Raw genomic sequence first — 19777 nt, 5'->3', positions numbered from 1 at the left:
TGCCATGAAACAGTATATCCGCAACACCGCGACGGCACTCGCCGTCATCCTCGGCCTCGCCGGTGTCGGCGTCGTCGCCTATGCCTGGCAGCTTCCGCCGTTTTCAAGCGACGTGCAGACGACCGACAACGCCTATGTTCGCGGCTACGTCACGCTGATCAGCCCGCAGCTCGCCGGCTATGTCACGGATGTCGAGGTGAAGGACTACGAGCCTGTGAAGGCCGGTGCCGTGCTCGCCCGCCTCGACGATCGTATCTATCGCCAGAAGGTCGAGCAGGCGAAGGCCACGCTGGCCAGCCAGCAGGCGGCGCTTGCCAATTCCGCCCAGCAGGAGAATGCCGCCAAGGCCCGCATCGGCGCCAGCGAGGCGGCGCTTGCCAGCGCCACCTACGCCAAGCGCCGGGCGGAGGAGAACTGGAACCGCGTCGAAGAGCTGTCAAACAAGGGCATCGCCACCCAGGCCGACCGCGAGCAGAGCCGCACCACGCTCGATCAGGCCGAAGCCTCCGTCTCGCAGGCGCAGGCCAATCTCGAAGTCTCCCGGCAGGACCTCCAGACGATCATCGTCAGCCGCGATTCTTTGCGCGCGGCCGTCGCGGGCGCGGAAGCCTCGGTGGAACTCGCAAAAATCGATCTCTCGAACACGGTCATCACCGCGCCGCGCGATGGCGTGGTGGGCGAGGTGGGCGTCAAGCTCGGCCAGTATGTCGCCGCAGGAACCCAGCTCATGGCCATCGTTCCGCACGACACCTGGGTTATCGCCAATTTCAAGGAAACGCAGCTCGCCTACATCAAACCGGGGCAGGCCGTGGAGGTGCGTGTCGATGCGTTCAAGCATGCGACGCTGAAGGGCCATGTCGAACGCTTTTCGCCGGCGGCAGGCTCGGAATTCAGCGTGATCAAGCCCGACAATGCCACCGGCAATTTTACCAAGGTGGCCCAGCGCATCCCGGTACGTATCGCCATCGACGAGGGGCAGGACCTCTCGAAATATCTCGCACCGGGGCTTTCGGTCGTCGTGACGACGGTGGTGGACAAGTAGGTTGGGATGCCGTCCGTTCGACAGACCTCGAGCGGCTGTCGCGGGCAAAAGAAAACGGCGCGGTGTGCCGCGCCGTTTAACGGGTAATCAGACCTTCGCGCTCTACTCCGGCAGACGGTAGTCCACCAGACGGCCCTGGCGCATGTCGAAGAGCTTGCCCGTCTCGGCATAATCAGGCGCGACCAGCGGGAGAATAGCCTTCGCGACGTCCGAAGGATGCTGCACGGTCGAGGGATCCTCGCCGGGGATCGCCTGCGCGCGCATTGCGGTGCGCGTGGCACCGGGATCGACGGAGGTGATGCGCAGAGGCGTACGCTGCGTCTCGCCGGCCCAGGTGCGCGCCAAGGCTTCGACAGCCGCCTTGGAAGCGGAGTAGGGGCCCCAGAAGGGTTTGCACTTGTGCGCGGCGCTGGAGGAGAGGATGACGGCGCGACCGGCATCCGATTTCAGAAGCAGCGGGGCGACCGAACGGATCAGGCGCCACGTCGCCGTGACGTTGATGTTCATGACCTTCTCGAAGACCTTCGCCTCGACATGATCGATCGGCGAGATCGTGCCCAGCACGCCGGCATTGGCGACGAGGATATCGAGTTTGCCCCAGCGTTCGAAGATCGAGCCGCCCAGCTTGTCGATGGCGCCCATGTCGGCGAGATCGAAGGGCACCAGCGTCGCAGAGCCGCCAGCGGCCTTGATCGCATCGTCCAGTTCTTCCAACCCGCCGACGGTGCGGGCGCAGGCGACGACATGCGCGCCGGCCTTGGCCAATTCGAGGGCAGTGAAATAGCCGATCCCGCGCGATGCGCCGGTGACCAGCGCGATGCGGTCTTTCAGGTCGATGCTCATGCTGCTGTCAATTATCCGTTGCTTGCCATTACCGAAATCTTCCGTCCCATCGTCTCGCCTTCTTTGTCAAGGAGGCGCGTCGGATAGTCGCCGGTGAAGTAGTGGTCGGTAAACTGCGGGCGGGCGTTGTTGCGGTCTTCGCCGCCGACGGCGCGGTAGAGGCCGTCGATCGAGATGAACTCCAGCGAGTCGGCGCCGATGTGCTTGGCCATCGCCTTGACGTCGTTGTACTGGTTGGCAAGCAGCTTGTCCCGATCGGGCGTGTCGATGCCGTAGAAGTCGGGGTAGAAGATCATCGGGCTTGCGACGCGGATATGCACTTCCTTGGCGCCGGCATCGCGGATCATCTGCACGATCTTCAGCGACGTCGTGCCGCGCACGATGGAGTCGTCGACGAGGATGACGCGCTTGCCTTCGATCATCGCCCGGTTGGCCGAATGTTTCAGCTTCACGCCGAAGGCGCGGATCTGCTGCGTCGGTTCGATGAAGGTGCGGCCGACATAGTGGTTGCGGATGATGCCGTATTCGAACGGAATACCGCTCTGCTGGGCATAGCCGAGTGCTGCCGGCGTGCCGCCATCGGGAACCGGTACGACGACGTCGCCTTCGACCGGGTGCTCCTTGGCGAGGTTGATGCCCATGTTCTTGCGCGCGACATAGACGCTGCGGCCGCCGACGACCGAGTCGGGACGGGCGAAATAGACATATTCGAACAGGCAGAGGCGCTCCGGCTGCGGATTGCCTGACTTCTTGGCCTCGATGGTGATCGAACCGTCCTGCTGGATCTCGCAGACGATGATCTCGCCGTTCTCGACGTCCCGGATAAACTTCGCGCCGATGATGTCGAGCGCGCAGGTTTCAGACGCGAAGATCGGCTTGCCGTCGAGTTCGCCCATGACGAGCGGGCGGATGCCCGTGGGGTCGCGGGCGGCGATCAGCTTGGTGCGGGTGATGCCGAGCATCGAATAGCCGCCTTCCATCTGGCGGATCGCGTCGATGAAGCGGTCCGTCGTATTGGTGTAGCGCGAGCGGGCGATGAGATGGAGCACGACTTCGGTGTCGGAAGTCGACTGACAGATGGCACCACCGGCAATCAGCTGGCGACGCAGCGTCAGACCGTTGGTGAAGTTGCCGTTATGGGCGACGGCGATACCGCCCACTTCGAGTTCGGCAAAGAGCGGCTGGACATTGCGCAGCGCCACTTCGCCGGTCGTGGAGTAGCGCGTATGGCCGATCGCCATGTTGCCGGGCAGTTTCGCGAGCGTCGCGGGGTTGGTGTAGTGGTCGCCGACGAGGCCCATATGCTTTTCGGTATGGAACTGCTTGCCGTCGAAGCAGACGATACCGGCGGCCTCCTGGCCGCGATGCTGGAGCGCGTGCAGGCCGAGCGCCGTCAGCGTTGCGGCGTCCGGATGGCCGAGAATGCCGAAGACGCCGCACTCTTCGTGAAGCGTATCGCCGTCGAGATCGTCGTCGTGGCGGCCGGGGAACAGGAAATCGCTCATTGCTGCAAGCCTTTGCTCGGGACCATAGGAGGTTGCACGGGTCTTCGTCGGGTGCCGGCCATGCCCATATGGGTATGGCCTAAAGCATTTGCCACCGAGGCCCGGAAGCGTCAGTGGCGATTGTCTATCCTACCAAAAAAACGGGGAGCCTGCCTTCGTCAAATTTAGCGAGTGGCGGCTCCCCTGATCACTTATCCGTTCGTGGCGGGCGTTTCTTCGGCTGGCGCCTGGTCGGCGCCCCCTGTGCCCGTTGCGGCGTCCGGGTCTTCCGTCGTGCCGCCTTCGCCGGTCGCCGGCGCACCGTCGGTGGGCTTGCCGCGCAGGCGGTCGATGATCGTGGCATCGGCGTCCTCGGGCAGCAGCGCAATGAGGCGCGAGCCGAGATTGTCGAGCAGCGGCTTCGATTTCGCCGTCGTGACCCATGGCGGCTGCTGCTGCGGTGCGACCAGCCAGTTGAAGAACAGCATGGCGACGACGACGAGCAGAATGCCGCGGGCGGCACCGAACAGGAAGCCCAGCGTGCGGTCGAGCGCGCCGATGCGGCTGTCGATGATGAAATCGGCGATCCGCATGGTGATGAAGGAGATCACGATGAGCGCGACGAGGAAGACGGCGCCGGCGGAGCCGACCATCGCGACGGTGTCGCTCGTCGTGTAATCCTTCGCGTAAGGCAGAAGCACCGGATAGAGGAAGTAGGCGGCTGCCGCGGCACCCACCCAGCTTGCTACGGACAGTACCTCGCGCGAAAAGCCGCGCACCATCGCCAGCACGGCGGAAAACAGCGCGACGCCGATGACGATACCGTCGAGAATTGTGATGGGCATGTTCGTCCTACTCCAAACCCGAAATGTCGCCAGACCCCACGTCCCGTGCGGAGCGCACATTAGCGGAAGGCGTCTTTGCCGTCCCGGTTCGGCACGGGTTTCCCACAGGGGTTTCCGTTGCCGAAGGCCGTCAGACGTCTTCGTCTTGCCGCTTGAGGGCGCTTTTCGATCCGGCAATGCGCGCCACCAGATCCGGCAGGCTGTCGATCTCGCTCCAGCGGCCGCCAGCGCCCTTGGGCAGATCGGCGGAACCGGCGGGCAGGACGGCCTGCGAAAAACCCAGTTTCTCCGCCTCCTTGAGGCGCTGGGCGGTGTGCGCTACCGGGCGAATGGCGCCCGACAGGCTGACTTCGCCGAAATAGACGCAATCGGCGGGAAGGGCAAGACCGGCAAGCGAGGAAACGAGCGCTGAGGCGACCGCAAGGTCCGCTGCCGGCTCCGAAATGCGATAACCGCCCGCCACATTGAGGTAAACATCGTGTTGCCCGAGCCGCACGCCGCAATGGGCTTCCAGCACCGCAAGGATCATTGAAAGCCGTGCCGAATCCCAGCCGACGATCGCGCGTCGGGGCGTGCCGAGCGAGGTGGGCGCGACCAGCGCCTGCACCTCGACGAGCACGGGCCGCGTGCCCTCCATGCCGGCGAAGACTGCGGCGCCCGGCGATTTCGCATTGCGCTCGCCGAGAAAGAGTTCGGAAGGGTTGGAGACTTCGCGCAGTCCCTTGTCGGACATTTCGAAGACGCCGATCTCGTCCGTCGGCCCAAAACGGTTCTTGACGGTGCGCAGGATGCGGTAGTGATGGCCGCGGTCGCCCTCGAAATAGAGCACGGCGTCGACCATGTGCTCGACGACGCGCGGGCCGGCGATCTGGCCGTCCTTCGTGACATGGCCGACGAGCACCATGGCGGCACCCGTCTGCTTGGCGAAGCGGATCATCGCCTGCACGCCGGTGCGCACCTGCGTCACCGTGCCGGGTGCTGCCTCCGCCGTGTCGCTCCACAGCGTCTGGATCGAATCGATGATGATGAGATCCGGCCGCTTGCCTTCCCCGACTGTCGCAAGAATGTCCTCGACATTGGTTTCGGCGGCGAGCAGCACGTCCGTCTCGGCGGCCTGCAGGCGCTGGGCACGCAGACGCACCTGCGCGACAGCCTCTTCGCCCGAGACATAGATGATGCGGTGGCCGCGGCGGGAGAGGGCGGCGGCGGCCTGCATGAGCAGGGTCGACTTGCCGATGCCCGGATCGCCGCCGATCAGCACCGCCGAGCCGCGCACGAAGCCGCCGCCGGTCGCGCGGTCGAGTTCGCCGATGCCGGTGTGGATGCGCGGCGCTTCCTCGATTTCGCCCGAGAGCGCCGTCAGCGCGACGGGACGGCCCTTCTTCGGCACCCTGCCGGGCCCGGAGCCGATGCCGCCCATCGGGTCTTCCTCGACGACGGTGTTCCACTCGCCGCAGCCCTCGCATTTCCCGACCCAGCGGGAATGCGCGGTGCCGCAGTTCTGGCAGATGAATTGGGTGCGGGCTTTCGCCATCAGGTATCGCTCTCCGGAATCAATCGGAGAGCCATTAGCACAAAACAGGAACGCATCCTATTTTTTCACATGCTCGTATCGCCGTTCGTAGCGGCGGCCGAGGCCGGTGAGGAGTTCGTAGTCGATCGTGCCGCCGGCACGCGCGACATCCTCGATCGGCATGTTCCTGCCGAAGACTTCGATGAAGTCGCCGGCGCGCACGCTGCCTGCGGGCAGGTCGGTGACGTCGAAATGGGTGAGGTCCATGGTGACGCGGCCGATCAGGGGAACGGTTCGGCCATGCAGAACGCCGCTGGCACCGGGAATGTTCGCCTTGCGCAGCGGCACGCCGGAGCCGGAGAGGCTGCGCATATAGCCGTCCGCGTAGCCGAGGGCGGCGACGGCGATGCGCGTGTCGCGCGTGAAAACCGTCGAGGCGCCGTAGCTGACGCTCTCACCGGCTTTCGCCTCGCGCACCTGCAGGATGCGCGCCTCGGCGGTGACGACGGGCTTCATCGGATTCGGGACATCGTTGACGGCGGCGCCGCCATAGAGCGCGATACCGGGGCGGGTGAGGGTGAAGTGGTAGTCCTCGCCGAGGAAGATGCCGGCGGAGTTGGCAAGCGTCGCATCGATATCGTCGAAGGCCTCGACGACGCTGCGGAAGCGCTGGAGCTGCTGGCGGTTGAGCTGATGGCCCGGATCGTCGGCGCAGGCGAGGTGGCTGAGCAGCATGATGGGCGCGAAGCTCGCGGGGCGGGAGCTGTCATCGGCAAGCGCCAGCGCATCCTCGACACGCAGGCCGAGCCGGCTCATGCCGGTATCGACATGCAGCACGCAGGGCAGATCGCCGCCATCGGCAATCGCCGCCATGAAGACGACGAGCTGTTCTTCCGAGACGATCACGGGCACGAGGTCGAATTCGAAGAAAAGCCGCTCGGAGCCAGCCCACATGCCCGAAAGCACGTAGATGCGCACATCCGGTAGCACGCCGCGCAGAGCCGCGCCTTCGGCCGGTGTTGCCACGAAAAAGTCCCGCGCACCGGCCTGGTGAAAGGTTTTCGCAGCCGGTTCGAGGCCGATGCCATAGGCGTCGGCCTTCAGCACGGCGGCGGTACGGGCCGCACCCGAGCGCCGTGCCATGGCGCGCCAGTTGTCGGCGAGCGCCGAAAGATCGATCGTCAGGCGGGCGTGATCCTCTCCGGCGACGGGAAGGGTGGGGCGGGTGGTGATGTGGTGCGTGCTCATGGGCTTGAAATACAGCCTGTGGACTGTGGCGGCAATACGCTCGTCGGTCGCATTGCCGCCGGCGAAGGCCGTCTCTATGGTGCCCGCCAAAAAGGAAAAGACGATGCGACGGGGCATAACAGGAATATTGGCAGGCTTGGCCCTGATGGTCGCATGCCAGGCATCGGCGCAAGCGCATGATACGCCGACGGATGCCGAGATGCGCGATGCGCATGCCGTGTTGCTCGGCCTCTCGCAGGACGGCGCGGCACCGGACCGCAACGAAAACAACGATATTTACTATTCGATCGTCGACAATCCCAAGGCGCCGCGGCTGGTGACGAGGCTGGAAGTCTCCGGCGCGCCTTGCCGGGCACGCACGACGTCCGCGCTGCAATTTCCCGAGAAATGGGCGACCTTGACGATGGCACTCGTCGATCTCACCCGCGTCACCGCCGTCACGGCCTATGCTTCCGTCGATGACATGATCGCGGAAACGAACCCGATTCCGTTCGATTCGCCGGACGCTGAACAGATCGTGCTGACCGGGGCCGGTCTCTATTGTTCGAGCCGCATGTCCCTTTCAGGTGAAAGCGGCGCCTCGGACGGCATGTGCTCCGACCGGCTGGACATCACGATGGCCGATGCGGACGAGAAAGAACGCGGCCGCAAGGCGCTCGCTATCGTCGCTGATGTCTGCAAGGCGCCGGCCTTCGTGAAGAAGTAGACGCTTTCGCAGAAATGCAACGGCCGGGCAGAGCCCGGCCATTCCTAAGAAGACGCCTTCGCCCTCAATGCTCGTACTGGGTGAAGGAAGGGTCGGCGAGGTCGGTGAAGCGGGTGAATTCCGACTGGAAGGCGAGTTTTACCGTGCCGGTCGGTCCGTGACGCTGCTTGGCGATGATGACGTCGGCCGTGCCCTTCACGGCCTCGAACTTCATCTTCCATTCCTCGTATTTCGGGTCGAACTCGTCGCGGGGCTCCATGTTCTTCACATAATATTCCTCGCGGAACACGAAGAGCACCACGTCGGCGTCCTGCTCGATCGAACCCGATTCGCGAAGGTCGGAGAGCTGCGGGCGCTTGTCTTCGCGGCTCTCAACCTGACGGGAGAGCTGGGACAGTGCGATGATGGGTACGTTCAGTTCCTTGCCGAGCGCCTTGAGGCCCGTGGTGATCTGGGTGATTTCCTGCACGCGGTTGTCGCTGGATTTGCCAGAGCCGGTCATGAGCTGGATATAGTCCACCACGAGGCAATCGAGGCCGCGCTGACGCTTGAGGCGACGTGCGCGGGCGGAAAGCTGGGCAATCGAGATACCACCGGTCTGGTCGATATAGAGCGGCACCTTCTGCATCATTTGGCTGCAGGCGACGAGCTTTTCGAAATCGGCCTCGGAAATGTCGCCGCGGCGGATTTTCGACGACGAGACTTCGGTCTGCTCGGAGATGATACGGGTGGCGAGCTGTTCGGAGGACATTTCGAGCGAGTAGAAACCGACGACGCCGCCGTTCTTCGCCTTGTACGAGCCGTCCGCCTGGATTTCGGGCTCGTAGGAGGCCGCGATATTGTAGGCGATGTTGGTGGCAAGCGAGGTCTTGCCCATGCCGGGACGTCCGGCGAGCACGATCAAGTCGGAACGCTGCAGGCCGCCCATGCGACCATCCAGCGAATGGATGCCGGTGGAGATGCCCGACAGCGAGCCGTCGCGCTCGAAGGCCTGCCCGGCCATGTCGATGGCGAGCGCCACCGCATCGTTGAACGACTGGAAGCCACCGTCGTAGCGGCCGGTCTCGGCCAGTTCGAACAGGCGGCGCTCGGCATCTTCGATCTGGGTCTGCGGCGGCATGTCGAGCGGCGCGTCATAGGCGATGTTGACCATGTCCTCGCCGATATTGATCAGCGAGCGGCGCAGCGCGAGATCGTAGATGGCGCGGCCATAGTCTTCCGCGTTGATGATCGTCACGGCTTCGGCGGCAAGGCGCGCAAGATATTGCGGGATCGTGAGGTCGCCGACCTTGCTGTCCGACGGCAGGTGCGTCTTCAGCGTGATGGTCGTGGCGATCTTGCCCATGCGGATGGTATCGCCGGCAAGCTCGTAGATCTTGCGATGCAGCGGCTCCTGGAAATGCAGAGGCTTCAAAAAATCCGAGACGCGGTAATAGGCGTCGTTGTTGACGAGGATGGCGCCGAGCAGCGCCTGCTCGGCTTCGACGTTGTTCGGTGCCTCGCGGTGGTGCAGCTCCGCATTCTCGCGACCGGCCTGGTTGAGCTTGCGCACGGCATCGTTCATCGTCCCGAATCTCCCCGTCTCTGTTTTTCGAAGGTCGCTGGTTTGGTTGCTTTGGCCCCGAGGGTCAAGCGCTTCCGGCCCGTCTCCTCCGTTAGGCCCGATGTTAGACTTATCCACAGGCGGCGCGAAGACGGCAAACCCGGATTCATCAGGGCCTGCCGGCTTTCGGTTGACTCAAGCCCCGAATCTCAAAGCGAAGCCTCCTGGGGGAACTGGCGTGCCCCCTGCCTGTCGCCCTTCGGATTGCCCTCGTGCGCTTTCAGGCAATCCTCGCCGCGGCCGATATAGCCGCGCGTCAGCGGCACGGCCTCCTGATCGTGAGCCAGCTGGAGCTGGAAGACGACGAGGTTCTGCCAGCGGAAGGCGCTTTCGGAGGCGGCGAGATAAAACTCCCAGACGCGGCAGAATTTCTCGTCGTAGAGCGCCTTCGCCTCGTCCCGCTTCGCCATGAAGCGCTCCCGCCAGTGGCGCAATGTCTCGGCATAATGGAGGCGGAGGATTTCCACATCCGTCACCACAAGCCCGCTCTTTTCCACAGCCTGCATCACTTCCGAAAGGGCAGGCATGTAGCCGCCCGGAAAAATGTACTTCTCGATGAAGGGATTGTTGGCGGAGGGGCGATCCGTGCGGCCGATCGTATGCAGCAGCATCACACCGTCGCGCTGAAGAAGCGAGGCGCTTTTGCGGAAGAAGGTGAGATAGTTCGGCCGGCCGACATGTTCGAACATGCCGACGGACACGATGCGGTCGAAGGGCCCCTCGGTGTTTCGGTAATCCTGCAGGAGGAATTTCACCTCGTCCGTCAGTCCGGCCTCCCGTGCCCGGCTTTCGGAAACGGAATGCTGCTCGTCCGAAAGGGTGACGCCCGTCACCTTCGCGCCGAGCTGGCGGGCAAGGTAGAGCGCCATGCCGCCCCAGCCGCTGCCGATATCGAGCACGCTCTGGCCTGGCCTGTTGATGTTGAGCTTGGCGGCGATATGGCGCTTCTTGGCAAGCTGGGCATCATCGAGCGTCTGGTCGGGGTGCTCGAAATAGGCGCAGGAATATTGCCGGTCCCGGTCGAGGAAGAGGTCGTAGAGCGCGCCCGTGAGGTCATAGTGGTGCTGCACGTTGCGGCGCGAGCGCACCACGCTGTTCTTCTCCCGCACCCAGCGGAAGACGTAGCGAACCCGCTCGAGCAGGTGGTTCCAGCGAGTGTCGTAATATCTGAAATCGGGGTTGCCGGTGAAGACGGTCTTTAACAGGCCGTACATGTCGCCTTCGACGACATCGATATCGCCGGTGCCATAGTGATGGCCGAGATAGTAGGCCGGATCGAGTGCGATGCCCCACACGGCCTTGCGGGTGTTGAGGCGCATATGGATGGGGTTGCCGGTGCCGTCGCCAAATGTCTGGCTGGTTCCGTCAGGATAGGTGATCTTCAGGTTGCCGGTCTCGACGAGGCGGGAAACCAGTGTCTGCACAATGAATTTCATGCGCTAAACTCCGTCACGCTTAAAAATCTGGCGGAAACGGGTCTGGTCGGAAACCGGCCTGAATGCGGCCCAACCGCCACTCCAGTCTAACGACATATAAATATTGATGCGAAAATCGGGATTTCAACCCGTGCTTTCTAGCCCCCAAACGAAAACGGGCCGGCAAAAGCCGACCCGTCCCGTAACAATCCGACAAAATCGGATATTATGCGTCGTCTTCTTCGACGCCTTCAGCTTCCGGGTCGAAGAAATCGGCAGCCGTCAGCGCGTCTTCGTCAACGCCGTAGATGGCGTCGGCCGACGTCAGGCTTTCGCCCTTCGACTGGCGCTCGGCTTCTTCAGCCGAACGGGCAACGTTGACTTCGACCGAGATTTCGACTTCGGCGTGCAGGTGCAGCACGACCTTGTGCAGGCCGATTGCCTTGATCGGGGTGTTCAGCTCGACCTGGTTGCGGCCGACGTTGAAGCCTTCGGTAGCAAGCGCTTCGATGACGTCGCGGGCAGCGACCGAGCCGTACAGCTGGCCGGTTTCACCAGCCGAGCGTACGATGACGAACGTCTTGCCGTCCAGCTTTTCGGCAATGGCCTGTGCCTCGGACTTGCGCTCGAGGTTGCGGGCTTCGAGCGTCGAACGCTCGGATTCGAAGCGCTTCTTGTTGGCTTCGTTGGCGCGCAGCGCCTTGCCGAGCGGCAGCAGGTAGTTACGGGCAAAGCCGTCGCGAACCTTGACGGTTTCGCCCATCTGGCCGAGCTTGGCGATGCGTTCGAGAAGAATGACGTCCATTTTAGAGTTCCTTTCGTTAAGTCTCAGGTGTTCTGGTTTTTCTTGTCCGCCGGGCCTGAGGGTGTCAGCGCGATGGCGCGCCGCGTGTCCATCAGACCCATGAGGAGGATGACGAAGACCGGTATCGTGAAGAGCAATACCGAGATGTAGGCGAACCACAGGGCAATCAGCCGCCACGGCTTGCCGCGCGTCCTGAAATGCAGGCTCGCGAAGCCGGCGAGCACGAAACCGGCCCCGAAGGTGCCGCAGACGAGCGCGCCGATGATCGCCGCAACGCCGCCCATGAAGGTGAGGACGAGGCCGGCGAGAAAGAAGAAGATCGCGTTGCGGTGCATGCGCAGCGTCGACGGCATGTCTTCACGCGGGCGAAGACCCTTGCCGGAGACGCGCACGATGAAGGTCGCGATGTAATAGGCCGCAAACAGCAGGAAGACCCAGAGCGCGCCCTGCACCAGCGGCAGGGCCAGCGAGAAGACGGTCTTCAACTGCGCGATGGCGGCGGCATCGGGATTGTAGAGCGGTTCCTGCGCCTTCAGCGTCTCGATGACGATATCGACGAGCGCGCCCGCCATTTCGTCGCTGTAGCCGACGATCGCCCCGACCGCGATCATGCCGAGTGTCACCATGATGGCGAGATGGGCAAGGATGTTCGAGAGCGGATACCAGGCGAGCGCGTTTTCCGGACCGCCGAGCTCGGAAGCCGGGCGGGCGAGGTTCGCGAGGTTGGAAAGCCAGCCGGCCGGGATCAGCGTGATGAGCACGATCAGCGCGGCGAAATTCGAGGAGACGAGGGCGGAAGCGGTGATGCCCCCGGCGACGACGGCGATGAAGGCGCTAGCATTGCCCCAGCCGAGGCCGGCAATCAGGATGGGAAGCGCGGACGCGGCGTAAAGCACGATCGCGAACGACGACTGCGCATTCGCGCTCAGCGATAGCAGAGCGGCGGTCACACCGGCAACGAGGCCGGTCGCAATCGAGGTTGGCGTCAAGGTCTTCACGGTTCGCTGTCCTGTCTGTTCAGACAGTTAGAGGAGGTTCCTGAGACATTGATTCAGGACTGTCTCCCCAACATGGGGTTTTGGTTTCGCCCGAGATCGGGAAAAGACCGGCGACTCCGATCCGCGCCCAACGCGGAAGGGAAATGGGGAAGGCGGCAAGCCGTCTTCCCCTTGAGTCAAGGCTCGCAGTCTGACGTCGAGTCAGGCCGCAGAGTCAGATCATTACGCTACGACGTAGGGCAGCAGGCCGAGGAAGCGGGCGCGCTTGATCGCCTTGGCGAGTTCGCGCTGCTTCTTCTGGGAAACGGCCGTGATGCGGGACGGAACGATCTTGCCGCGCTCGGAAATGTAGCGCGACAGAAGACGGACGTCCTTGTAGTCGATCTTCGGTGCGTTTGCGCCCGAGAAGGGGCAGGTCTTGCGGCGGCGGTGGAACGGACGGCGTGCCGGAGCGGAAGAAACATCAGCCATATCTATAATCTCCTTCTGCTTCTATTACGCGCGGTCTTCGCGGGCCGGGCGGTCGCCACGCGGCGGGCGGTCGCCGAAGTCGCGGCGCGGACGGTCGCCGAAGTCGCGGCGCGGGCCACGATCGTCGCCTTCGCGGCGCGGACGGTCGTCGCGGTCACGCTTCTGCATCATGGCCGACGGGCCTTCTTCGTGCGCTTCAACAGCGATGGTCATGTAACGAAGGATGTCTTCGTTGATGCGCATCTGGCGCTCGATTTCGTGGATAGCGGCCGCCGGAGCGTCGATGTCCATCAGCGCATAGTGAGCCTTGCGGTTCTTCTTGATGCGGTAGGTGAGGGACTTGAGGCCCCAGTTCTCGACACGGCCAACCTTGCCGCCGAACGATTCGATAACGCCCTTGTACTGTTCGACGAGAGCGTCGACCTGCTGGGCGGACACATCCTGGCGAGCCAGGAATACGTGTTCATAAAGAGCCATGTGGCTTTGCCTTTCTTGCGTTTACACCCGAAACCGGCGCCAAGCCTCAACGACAGTTCTCAAGGGCGCAGGGCCCGAAGCAAGAAAAGCGTTAATCCAGACGGTCGAGAGCGGAGACACGGGAGGCTGGAACCCTTGGCTCCAAACGGCCATCCTCTTCGGATCGCCGGCCCTCCGTTCAGCCACCAGCCGATTGACCGGGTGTGTTGAACAGCGCGCTTATACGGATTTTCCGCGAGAAGGCAAGGCCCGAAGCCAGAAAGCCGTGTTTCGTTTCGGGAACGGGGCTGGAACAAAATCCGGGATGCCGCGTTTTCCCGTCGATCCAACCAGATGGAGTGACCGACATGCAGGACCCAAACCTCGTCAATCGTCCCCCGGAAGATCGTTATACGCCTCCGGTGGATGATCGCGGCCCGACCGTCGTCAACGCCAGCAATGGCGGTAGTGGCACGGGCGGCTGGGCCGTCGCCGTAATCCTCGCCGTGCTCGTCGCGGTGGGCATCTTCTACTTCGTCGGCAGCGGAACGCCGGGTGACGGCGTCGATCCGAACGCCAATACCTCGGCCATCGGCACGCAGGACACGGCTCCGGCCGGCGGCACTGCCACCGAAGGCCAGACGGGCGGTGCAACAGGCGGCACGCAGACGCTGGATACCCAGCCGAGCGGTGGCCAGCAGCCCGCCGAAGGTGGTGGCGCTACCACCACGACGCCGTAACGTCACCCAGCATGGGGCACGACTGGAAACCCGCCGGAAACGGCGGGTTTCTTTCGGTTCCTGCACTATTTTTCAAACACGATGTCGGCTTGCCGCGGGATCGCACGTCTTCCAGGTATCGGCCGTCACCGACGGCCTGCGATCAAAGATAGGAGGATGCCCAATGCCGAAGAACACGATCTGCCTGTGGTTCGACAAGGATGCCGAAGCGGCAGCCCGTTTCTATGCCGCGACGTTTCCCGATAGCGCTGTGGGAGAGACTACCCGTGCGCCCGGCGACTACCCCGATGGAAAGCAGGGAGAGGTCCTTGTCGTGGGCTTCACGGTCGCCGGCGTACCGTGCATCGGCCTGAACGGTGGTCCGACCTTCAAGCACAACGAAGCCTTTTCCTTCCAGATTTCTACCGAAGATCAGGAAGAGACCGACCGCTACTGGAATGCGATCGTCGGCAATGGCGGCCAGGAAAGTGAATGCGGCTGGTGCAAGGACAAATGGGGCATCTCCTGGCAGATCACGCCGCGCGTTCTCATGGAGGCTCTGGTTGCCGGTGGCGGCGAGGCGAAGCGCGCGTTCGACGCGATGATGACGATGAAGAAGATCGACGTCGCCGCAATCGAGGCGGCCCGGCGCGGCTGAGGCATTGAAAGTCTCACGACGGAAGTCCATCGATGCGATACGGGCGGCCCATAACCGGGCCGCCCGTTTTGCTTTACATCGGCGCCGGATAGAGCCGGTGGATACGGCGGATGCCGTTCATCACGTCGGCCGAAAGTGTCAGGTCCTTCGATCCGATATTGGTCTTCAGCTGCTCCATCGACGTCGCGCCGATGATGACCGAGGCCATGAAGGGCCGCGTCAGGCAGAAGGCCAGCGCCATCTGCGCGGGGTCTATGCCGTTTTCCTTCGCAATCTCCACATAGGCCCTGACCGCCGGCTCTTGCAGCGGCTGGTAGCGTCCGCCGAGATCGCCGTTCTTCGTGAGACGCGAGCCCTCCGGGCGCGCGCCGTCGAGATATTTGCCGGTCAGGAGGCCGGCGGCGAGGGGCGAATAGGCGAGCAGGCCGATGTCCTCGTGATGCGACAGTTCTGCAAGGTCGAGGTCGTAGGTCCGGTAGAGCAGGTTGTACTCGTTCTGGATGGACGCGACGCGCGGCAGGCCCTTTTCTTCCGCGCGGGCCAGCATGCGCATCGTGCCCCAGGCGGTGTCGTTGGACAGGCCGAGTGCACGAACCTTGCCGGCTTTGACGATCTCGCCGATGGTATCGAGGATTTCCTCGATCTCGGCGGCGACCTTTTCGCGGTCCTGCTTGGCCGGCTCGTAGCTCCAGGCGTTGCGGAAGTGATAATGCCCGCGGTTCGGCCAGTGCAGCTGGTAGAGATCGACATAGTCGGTCTTCAGGCGCTGGAGGCTGTCGTCGATCGCCTCCAGGATGCCCTTGCGGCTCATCGGTGCGCCACCGCGAATGTAGGGCCGGCCGGGGCCGGCGACCTTGGTGGCGAGGATAACCTTGTCGCGGTTGCCGCGCGCTTTCATCCAGTTGCCGATGAAGCGTTCCGTATCGCCGTAGGTTTCCGGCGAAAGCGGCGTGGTGGGATAAAGTTCTGCTGTGTCGATGAAGTTGACGCCTTCAGAGAACGCGTAGTCGAGCTGGTCTTGGGCTTCCTGCTCGCTGTTCTGCGATCCCCAGGTCATGGTGCCGAGGCAGATCTCCGACACGCTCATGCCGGTCCTGCCGAGCGGATTGTATTTCATGGGAGGGAAAATCCTTTTGTGGGAACCGCGCGAATGTAGGCGGCCTGCCGTGAAGTGCAAGACGGGGAGGGCGATTCCCTGTGCAAGGCCTTGGAAAGGACGGGCCGGGAAGGGTGCTTCAGGGCGCAATGCCTTGACTTGACGGGCTGGAATGTGAATGGAAAAGGAAACAGAAGACGGGAGAAACCCCTATGAGCGTAGCATTCACCTTCCCCGGCCAGGGCAGCCAGGCTGTCGGCATGGGCAAGGAACTCGCCGAAGCCTTCCCGGAAGCGCGCGCCGTTTTCGCCGAAGTCGACGATGCGCTGGCCCAGAAATTGTCCGCCATCATGTTCGAAGGCCCCGAGGACATCCTGACGCTGACGGCGAACGCCCAGCCGGCGCTGATGGCCGTTTCCATCGCCGTCATGCGCGTACTTGAAGCGCGCGGCCTGTCGCTGAAGGACAAGGTCTCCTACGTCGCCGGCCATTCGCTCGGCGAATATTCCGCGCTCTGCGCCGCCGGCACCTTCTCGCTTGCCGACACCGCGCGACTGCTGCGCATTCGCGGCAATGCCATGCAATCGGCCGTTCCGGTCGGCGAGGGCGCCATGGCCGCGATCATCGGCCTGGAGCAGGCGGATGTCGAAGCGATCTGTCAGGAAGCCTCCAAGGGTGGCTCGTGCCAGATCGCCAATGACAATGGCGGCGGCCAGCTCGTCATCTCCGGTTCCAAGCCGGCCGTCGAGGTCGCAGCCCGGCTTGCGACGGAGAAGGGCGCCAAGCGCGCGCTGATGCTCTCCGTCTCCGCCCCCTTCCATTCGGCCCTGATGGCGCCGGCCGCCGATGCCATGCGCGAAGCGCTGGCTGCCGTCGAGGCCAAGGCGCCGGTGGTGCCCGTCATCGCCAACGTCCGTGCAGCACCCGTCAGCGATCCGCAGGAGATCGTGCGCCTTCTCGTCGAGCAGGTCACCGGCCAGGTTCGCTGGCGCGAGACGGTCGAATGGTTCGGCAAGAATGACGTGACGACGCTTTATGAAGTCGGTTCCGGCAAGGTGCTGACAGGTCTGGCGCGCCGCATCGACAAGTCCGCCACCGGCATCGCCATCAACACCCCCGCAGACATCGACAGCGCGCTTGCCGCGCTCCTCGGCTGATCTCTTTCCATAAGGAACGCAACCATGTTTGATCTTTCCGGCCGCAAGGCACTTGTTACCGGCGCATCCGGCGGCATCGGCGAGGAGATCGCCCGCATCCTGCACGCGCAGGGCGCGATCGTCGGTCTTCACGGCACCCGCGTGGAAAAACTCGAAACGCTCGCCAACGAATTCGGCGAACGCGTCCAGATCTTCCCGGCCAACCTTTCCGACCGCGCCGAAGTCAAGGCGCTCGGCGAAAAGGCCGAAGCCGAACTCGGCGGCGTCGATATTCTCGTCAACAATGCCGGGATCACCAAGGATGGCCTGTTCGTGCGCATGAGCGATGACGACTGGGATGCCGTTCTCGAGGTCAACCTGACGGCGGTCTTCCGCCTGACGCGCGAACTCACCCACCCGATGATGCGCCGCCGCTACGGCCGTATCATCAATATCACCTCGGTCGTCGGCGTCACCGGCAATCCGGGCCAGGCCAACTACTGCGCCTCCAAGGCCGGCATGATCGGCTTCACCAAGTCGCTGGCCCAGGAAATCGCGACCCGCAACGTCACCGTCAACTGCGTCGCCCCCGGTTTCATCGAAAGTGCGATGACCGGCAAGCTGAACGACAAGCAGAAGGAAGCGATCATGGGGGCCATTCCCATGAAGCGCATGGGCACCGGCACGGAGGTCGCATCCGCCGTCGCTTACCTCGCCTCGTCGGAAGCGTCCTACATGACGGGCCAGACCCTGCATGTAAACGGTGGCATGGCGATGATCTAAGGTGGATGGAGCGCCAGTCTCGACGGCATGAATTGCATGTTGACCGCTGGCGCACCGGCCATTTTCACACTTTGCGACAGACTTAAACCGTGTTAATCGGGCCATGACTGTCAGCAGTCGATGGGCAAATGCCTGAGCAATCGCGCGGTATGGAACAGTATCGCCGATGCCGCATTGCCGGTTGAAGAGATTGCCGGATATGTTCTTGAGGCATATCGGGCGTGTTGAGTGCCCGGCGCTGTGAAACGCGCCGATCAAAAAAACAAAGGTCGAGGAATCCGACATGAGCGACGTAGCAGAACGCGTAAAGAAAATTGTCATTGATCATCTGGGCGTTGACGCCGAAAAGGTCAGCGAAGGCGCAAGCTTCATCGATGATCTTGGCGCGGACTCGCTCGACACCGTCGAACTGGTCATGGCGTTCGAAGAAGAGTTCGGCGTCGAGATCCCGGACGACGCCGCTGACTCGATCCTGACGGTCGGCGACGCCGTCAAGTTCATCGAAAAGGCCCAGGCCTGATCATTTGATGCCGGCGGGCCGCTTTGAAGCGGCCCGTCCCGGTCTCCTCCCGGAGGCCATACCTCCTCTTGGGGCAGAGACATAGAATTCGATAGGGTGGATCACGGACGATGAGGCGTGTCGTTATCACGGGTACCGGCATGGTATCCCCGCTTGGCTGTGGCACCGAAATAACCTGGAGCCGCCTTCTCGAAGGCCGCAGCGGCGCTGCCAGGGTGACGACCTTCGAGGTCGACGATCTCCCCGCAAAGATTGCCTGCTCGATCCCGCTCGGCGACGGCACTGACGGCACCTACAATGCCGACCAGTGGATGGAGCCGAAGGAACAGCGCAAGGTCGATCCCTTCATCACCTACGCCGTCGCCGCCGCCGATATGGCGCTCATCGACGCCGGCTGGCATCCCAAGACAGACGAAGACCAGATCGCGACCGGCGTGCTCATCGGCTCCGGCATCGGCGGCCTCGATGGCATCGTCGAAGCCGGCTACACGCTGCGTGACAAGGGTCCCCGCCGCGTCTCGCCCTTCTTCATTCCCGGCCGCTTGATCAACCTCGCCTCCGGCCAGGTGTCGATCAAACACAAGCTGCGCGGCCCCAATCACTCCGTCGTCACCGCCTGTTCGACCGGCGCGCACGCCATCGGCGATGCCAGCCGCCTGATCGCGCTGGGTGATGCCGACGTCATGGTCGCCGGCGGCGCCGAATCCCCGATCTGCCGCATCGCGCTCGCCGGCTTCGCCGCCTGCAAGGCGCTGTCGACCGAGCGCAACGACGACCCGACCGCAGCCTCGCGCCCCTATGACCGCGACCGCGACGGTTTCGTCATGGGGGAGGGCGCCGGCATCGTCGTTCTCGAGGAGCTGGAACACGCCAAGGCACGCGGCGCGAAGATCTATGCTGAAGTCGTCGGCTACGGCCTGTCGGGCGATGCCTACCACATCACCGCGCCCTCGGAAGACGGCGACGGCGCCTATCGCTGCATGCAGATGGCGCTGAAGCGCGCCGGCATTCCGGCGAGCGAAGTCGATTACATCAACTCGCACGGCACATCGACGATGGCCGACACGATCGAGCTTGGTGCTGTCGAGCGTCTGGTCGGCGATGCGGCGTCCCGCCTCTCGATGTCATCCACCAAGTCCGCCATCGGCCACCTGCTCGGTGCCGCCGGCGCGGTCGAAGCCATCTTCTCGGCGCTGGCGATCCGTGACAATATCGCCCCGCCGACGCTCAACCTCGACAATCCCGCCGTCGAGACGGCGATCGACCTTGTGCCGCACAAGGCCCGCAAGCGTGAGATCAACGTGGCGCTGTCAAACTCGTTCGGCTTCGGTGGAACGAACGCATCGCTCGTTCTGAAGCGTTACGCCTGACCACGGTCCGGGGCTTTCGCCCCGCCGCGCCGCACACCCGCCCGGCTTGGGGCCTCGGTCCCGCCG

Annotated in this window: 20 protein-coding genes; 8 read left to right on the top strand and 12 right to left on the bottom strand. The window is 63.6% G+C overall.

The window, feature by feature from the left end; all coding sequences use genetic code 11:
- Positions 1-4 precede the first annotated feature (4 nt).
- A complete protein-coding gene (locus MUO32_RS07050; protein WP_257947511.1) occupies positions 5-1042 on the top strand; it encodes an HlyD family secretion protein in 1038 nt (345 codons plus the stop codon).
- A 102-nt stretch (positions 1043-1144) separates the two neighbouring features.
- Here the strand turns inward: MUO32_RS07050 and MUO32_RS07045 are convergent, their stop codons facing one another.
- The 5 genes from MUO32_RS07045 to alr all read right to left on the bottom strand — a co-directional run bounded on the left by MUO32_RS07045 (position 1145) and on the right by alr (position 6975).
- Positions 1145-1885, bottom strand: coding sequence for an SDR family NAD(P)-dependent oxidoreductase (locus tag MUO32_RS07045; protein WP_257947510.1), 741 nt, complete (start codon positions 1883-1885; stop codon positions 1145-1147).
- A gap of 11 nt (positions 1886-1896) precedes the next feature.
- The gene (gene purF / locus MUO32_RS07040) at positions 1897-3390 is read right to left on the bottom strand and encodes an amidophosphoribosyltransferase (protein WP_257947509.1); all 1494 of its coding nucleotides are present in this window, start codon (positions 3388-3390) and stop codon (positions 1897-1899) included.
- Between the two features lie 191 nt (positions 3391-3581).
- A complete protein-coding gene (locus MUO32_RS07035; RefSeq protein ID WP_257947508.1) occupies positions 3582-4214 on the bottom strand; it encodes a CvpA family protein in 633 nt (210 codons plus the stop codon).
- Positions 4215-4344: 130 nt separating this feature from the next.
- On the bottom strand, positions 4345-5748 hold the full coding sequence (gene radA, locus MUO32_RS07030) for a DNA repair protein RadA (protein ID WP_257947507.1): 1404 nt from the start codon (positions 5746-5748) through the stop codon (positions 4345-4347).
- 57 nt (positions 5749-5805) lie between these two features.
- Positions 5806-6975, bottom strand: coding sequence for an alanine racemase (gene alr, locus MUO32_RS07025; RefSeq protein WP_257948217.1), 1170 nt, complete (start codon positions 6973-6975; stop codon positions 5806-5808).
- A 136-nt stretch (positions 6976-7111) separates the two neighbouring features.
- Here alr and MUO32_RS07020 point away from each other — a divergent pair, with 136 nt between their 5' ends.
- Positions 7112-7681, top strand: coding sequence for a hypothetical protein (locus MUO32_RS07020; protein ID WP_257947506.1), 570 nt, complete (start codon positions 7112-7114; stop codon positions 7679-7681).
- Between the two features lie 64 nt (positions 7682-7745).
- On the opposite strand, the gene MUO32_RS07015 is transcribed toward MUO32_RS07020, so the two are convergent.
- The 6 genes from MUO32_RS07015 to rpsF all read right to left on the bottom strand — a co-directional run bounded on the left by MUO32_RS07015 (position 7746) and on the right by rpsF (position 13450).
- A complete protein-coding gene (locus tag MUO32_RS07015) occupies positions 7746-9245 on the bottom strand; it encodes a replicative DNA helicase (RefSeq protein ID WP_257947505.1) in 1500 nt (499 codons plus the stop codon).
- Positions 9246-9433: 188 nt separating this feature from the next.
- A complete protein-coding gene (locus MUO32_RS07010) occupies positions 9434-10720 on the bottom strand; it encodes a cyclopropane-fatty-acyl-phospholipid synthase family protein (protein WP_257947504.1) in 1287 nt (428 codons plus the stop codon).
- A 205-nt stretch (positions 10721-10925) separates the two neighbouring features.
- The gene (gene rplI / locus MUO32_RS07005) at positions 10926-11504 is read right to left on the bottom strand and encodes a 50S ribosomal protein L9 (protein ID WP_257947503.1); all 579 of its coding nucleotides are present in this window, start codon (positions 11502-11504) and stop codon (positions 10926-10928) included.
- A 23-nt stretch (positions 11505-11527) separates the two neighbouring features.
- The gene (locus tag MUO32_RS07000) at positions 11528-12502 is read right to left on the bottom strand and encodes a DUF2232 domain-containing protein (protein ID WP_257947502.1); all 975 of its coding nucleotides are present in this window, start codon (positions 12500-12502) and stop codon (positions 11528-11530) included.
- A gap of 222 nt (positions 12503-12724) precedes the next feature.
- Positions 12725-12973, bottom strand: a complete 249-nt coding sequence (rpsR, locus tag MUO32_RS06995) for a 30S ribosomal protein S18 (RefSeq protein ID WP_023515801.1) — start codon at positions 12971-12973, stop codon at positions 12725-12727.
- Positions 12974-12997: 24 nt separating this feature from the next.
- On the bottom strand, positions 12998-13450 hold the full coding sequence (gene rpsF, locus MUO32_RS06990) for a 30S ribosomal protein S6 (RefSeq protein WP_257947501.1): 453 nt from the start codon (positions 13448-13450) through the stop codon (positions 12998-13000).
- A 347-nt stretch (positions 13451-13797) separates the two neighbouring features.
- On the opposite strand from rpsF, the gene MUO32_RS06985 reads away from it, so the two are divergent.
- Entirely contained in the window at positions 13798-14169 is a 372-nt protein-coding gene (locus MUO32_RS06985; protein ID WP_257947500.1) for a hypothetical protein, read from the top strand.
- A gap of 163 nt (positions 14170-14332) precedes the next feature.
- A complete protein-coding gene (locus tag MUO32_RS06980; protein ID WP_257947499.1) occupies positions 14333-14806 on the top strand; it encodes a VOC family protein in 474 nt (157 codons plus the stop codon).
- A 73-nt stretch (positions 14807-14879) separates the two neighbouring features.
- On the opposite strand, the gene MUO32_RS06975 is transcribed toward MUO32_RS06980, so the two are convergent.
- Entirely contained in the window at positions 14880-15923 is a 1044-nt protein-coding gene (locus MUO32_RS06975) for an aldo/keto reductase (protein ID WP_257947498.1), read from the bottom strand.
- A gap of 191 nt (positions 15924-16114) precedes the next feature.
- Here MUO32_RS06975 and fabD point away from each other — a divergent pair, with 191 nt between their 5' ends.
- From fabD to fabF, 4 genes are all read left to right on the top strand, one after another.
- Positions 16115-17059 (top strand): ACP S-malonyltransferase, encoded by a 945-nt coding sequence (gene fabD, locus MUO32_RS06970; protein WP_257947497.1) that lies wholly within the window; start codon positions 16115-16117, stop codon positions 17057-17059.
- A gap of 24 nt (positions 17060-17083) precedes the next feature.
- On the top strand, positions 17084-17821 hold the full coding sequence (fabG, locus tag MUO32_RS06965; RefSeq protein ID WP_244760511.1) for a 3-oxoacyl-[acyl-carrier-protein] reductase: 738 nt from the start codon (positions 17084-17086) through the stop codon (positions 17819-17821).
- Between the two features lie 283 nt (positions 17822-18104).
- Complete coding sequence (locus tag MUO32_RS06960) at positions 18105-18341, top strand: acyl carrier protein (RefSeq protein ID WP_018327362.1); 237 nt, start codon at positions 18105-18107, stop codon at positions 18339-18341.
- Between the two features lie 110 nt (positions 18342-18451).
- Positions 18452-19711, top strand: coding sequence for a beta-ketoacyl-ACP synthase II (gene fabF, locus MUO32_RS06955; RefSeq protein ID WP_257947496.1), 1260 nt, complete (start codon positions 18452-18454; stop codon positions 19709-19711).
- Positions 19712-19777: the final 66 nt, after the last annotated feature.

Origin of the sequence: Shinella sp. CPCC 101442 (genome assembly GCF_024704725.1) — a bacterium.
In the GTDB taxonomy this organism is placed as follows: Bacteria; Pseudomonadota; Alphaproteobacteria; order Rhizobiales; family Rhizobiaceae; genus Shinella.
The sequence above is the reverse complement of the archived record's forward strand: the minus strand, read 5'-3'. Positions and strand labels throughout refer to the sequence as shown.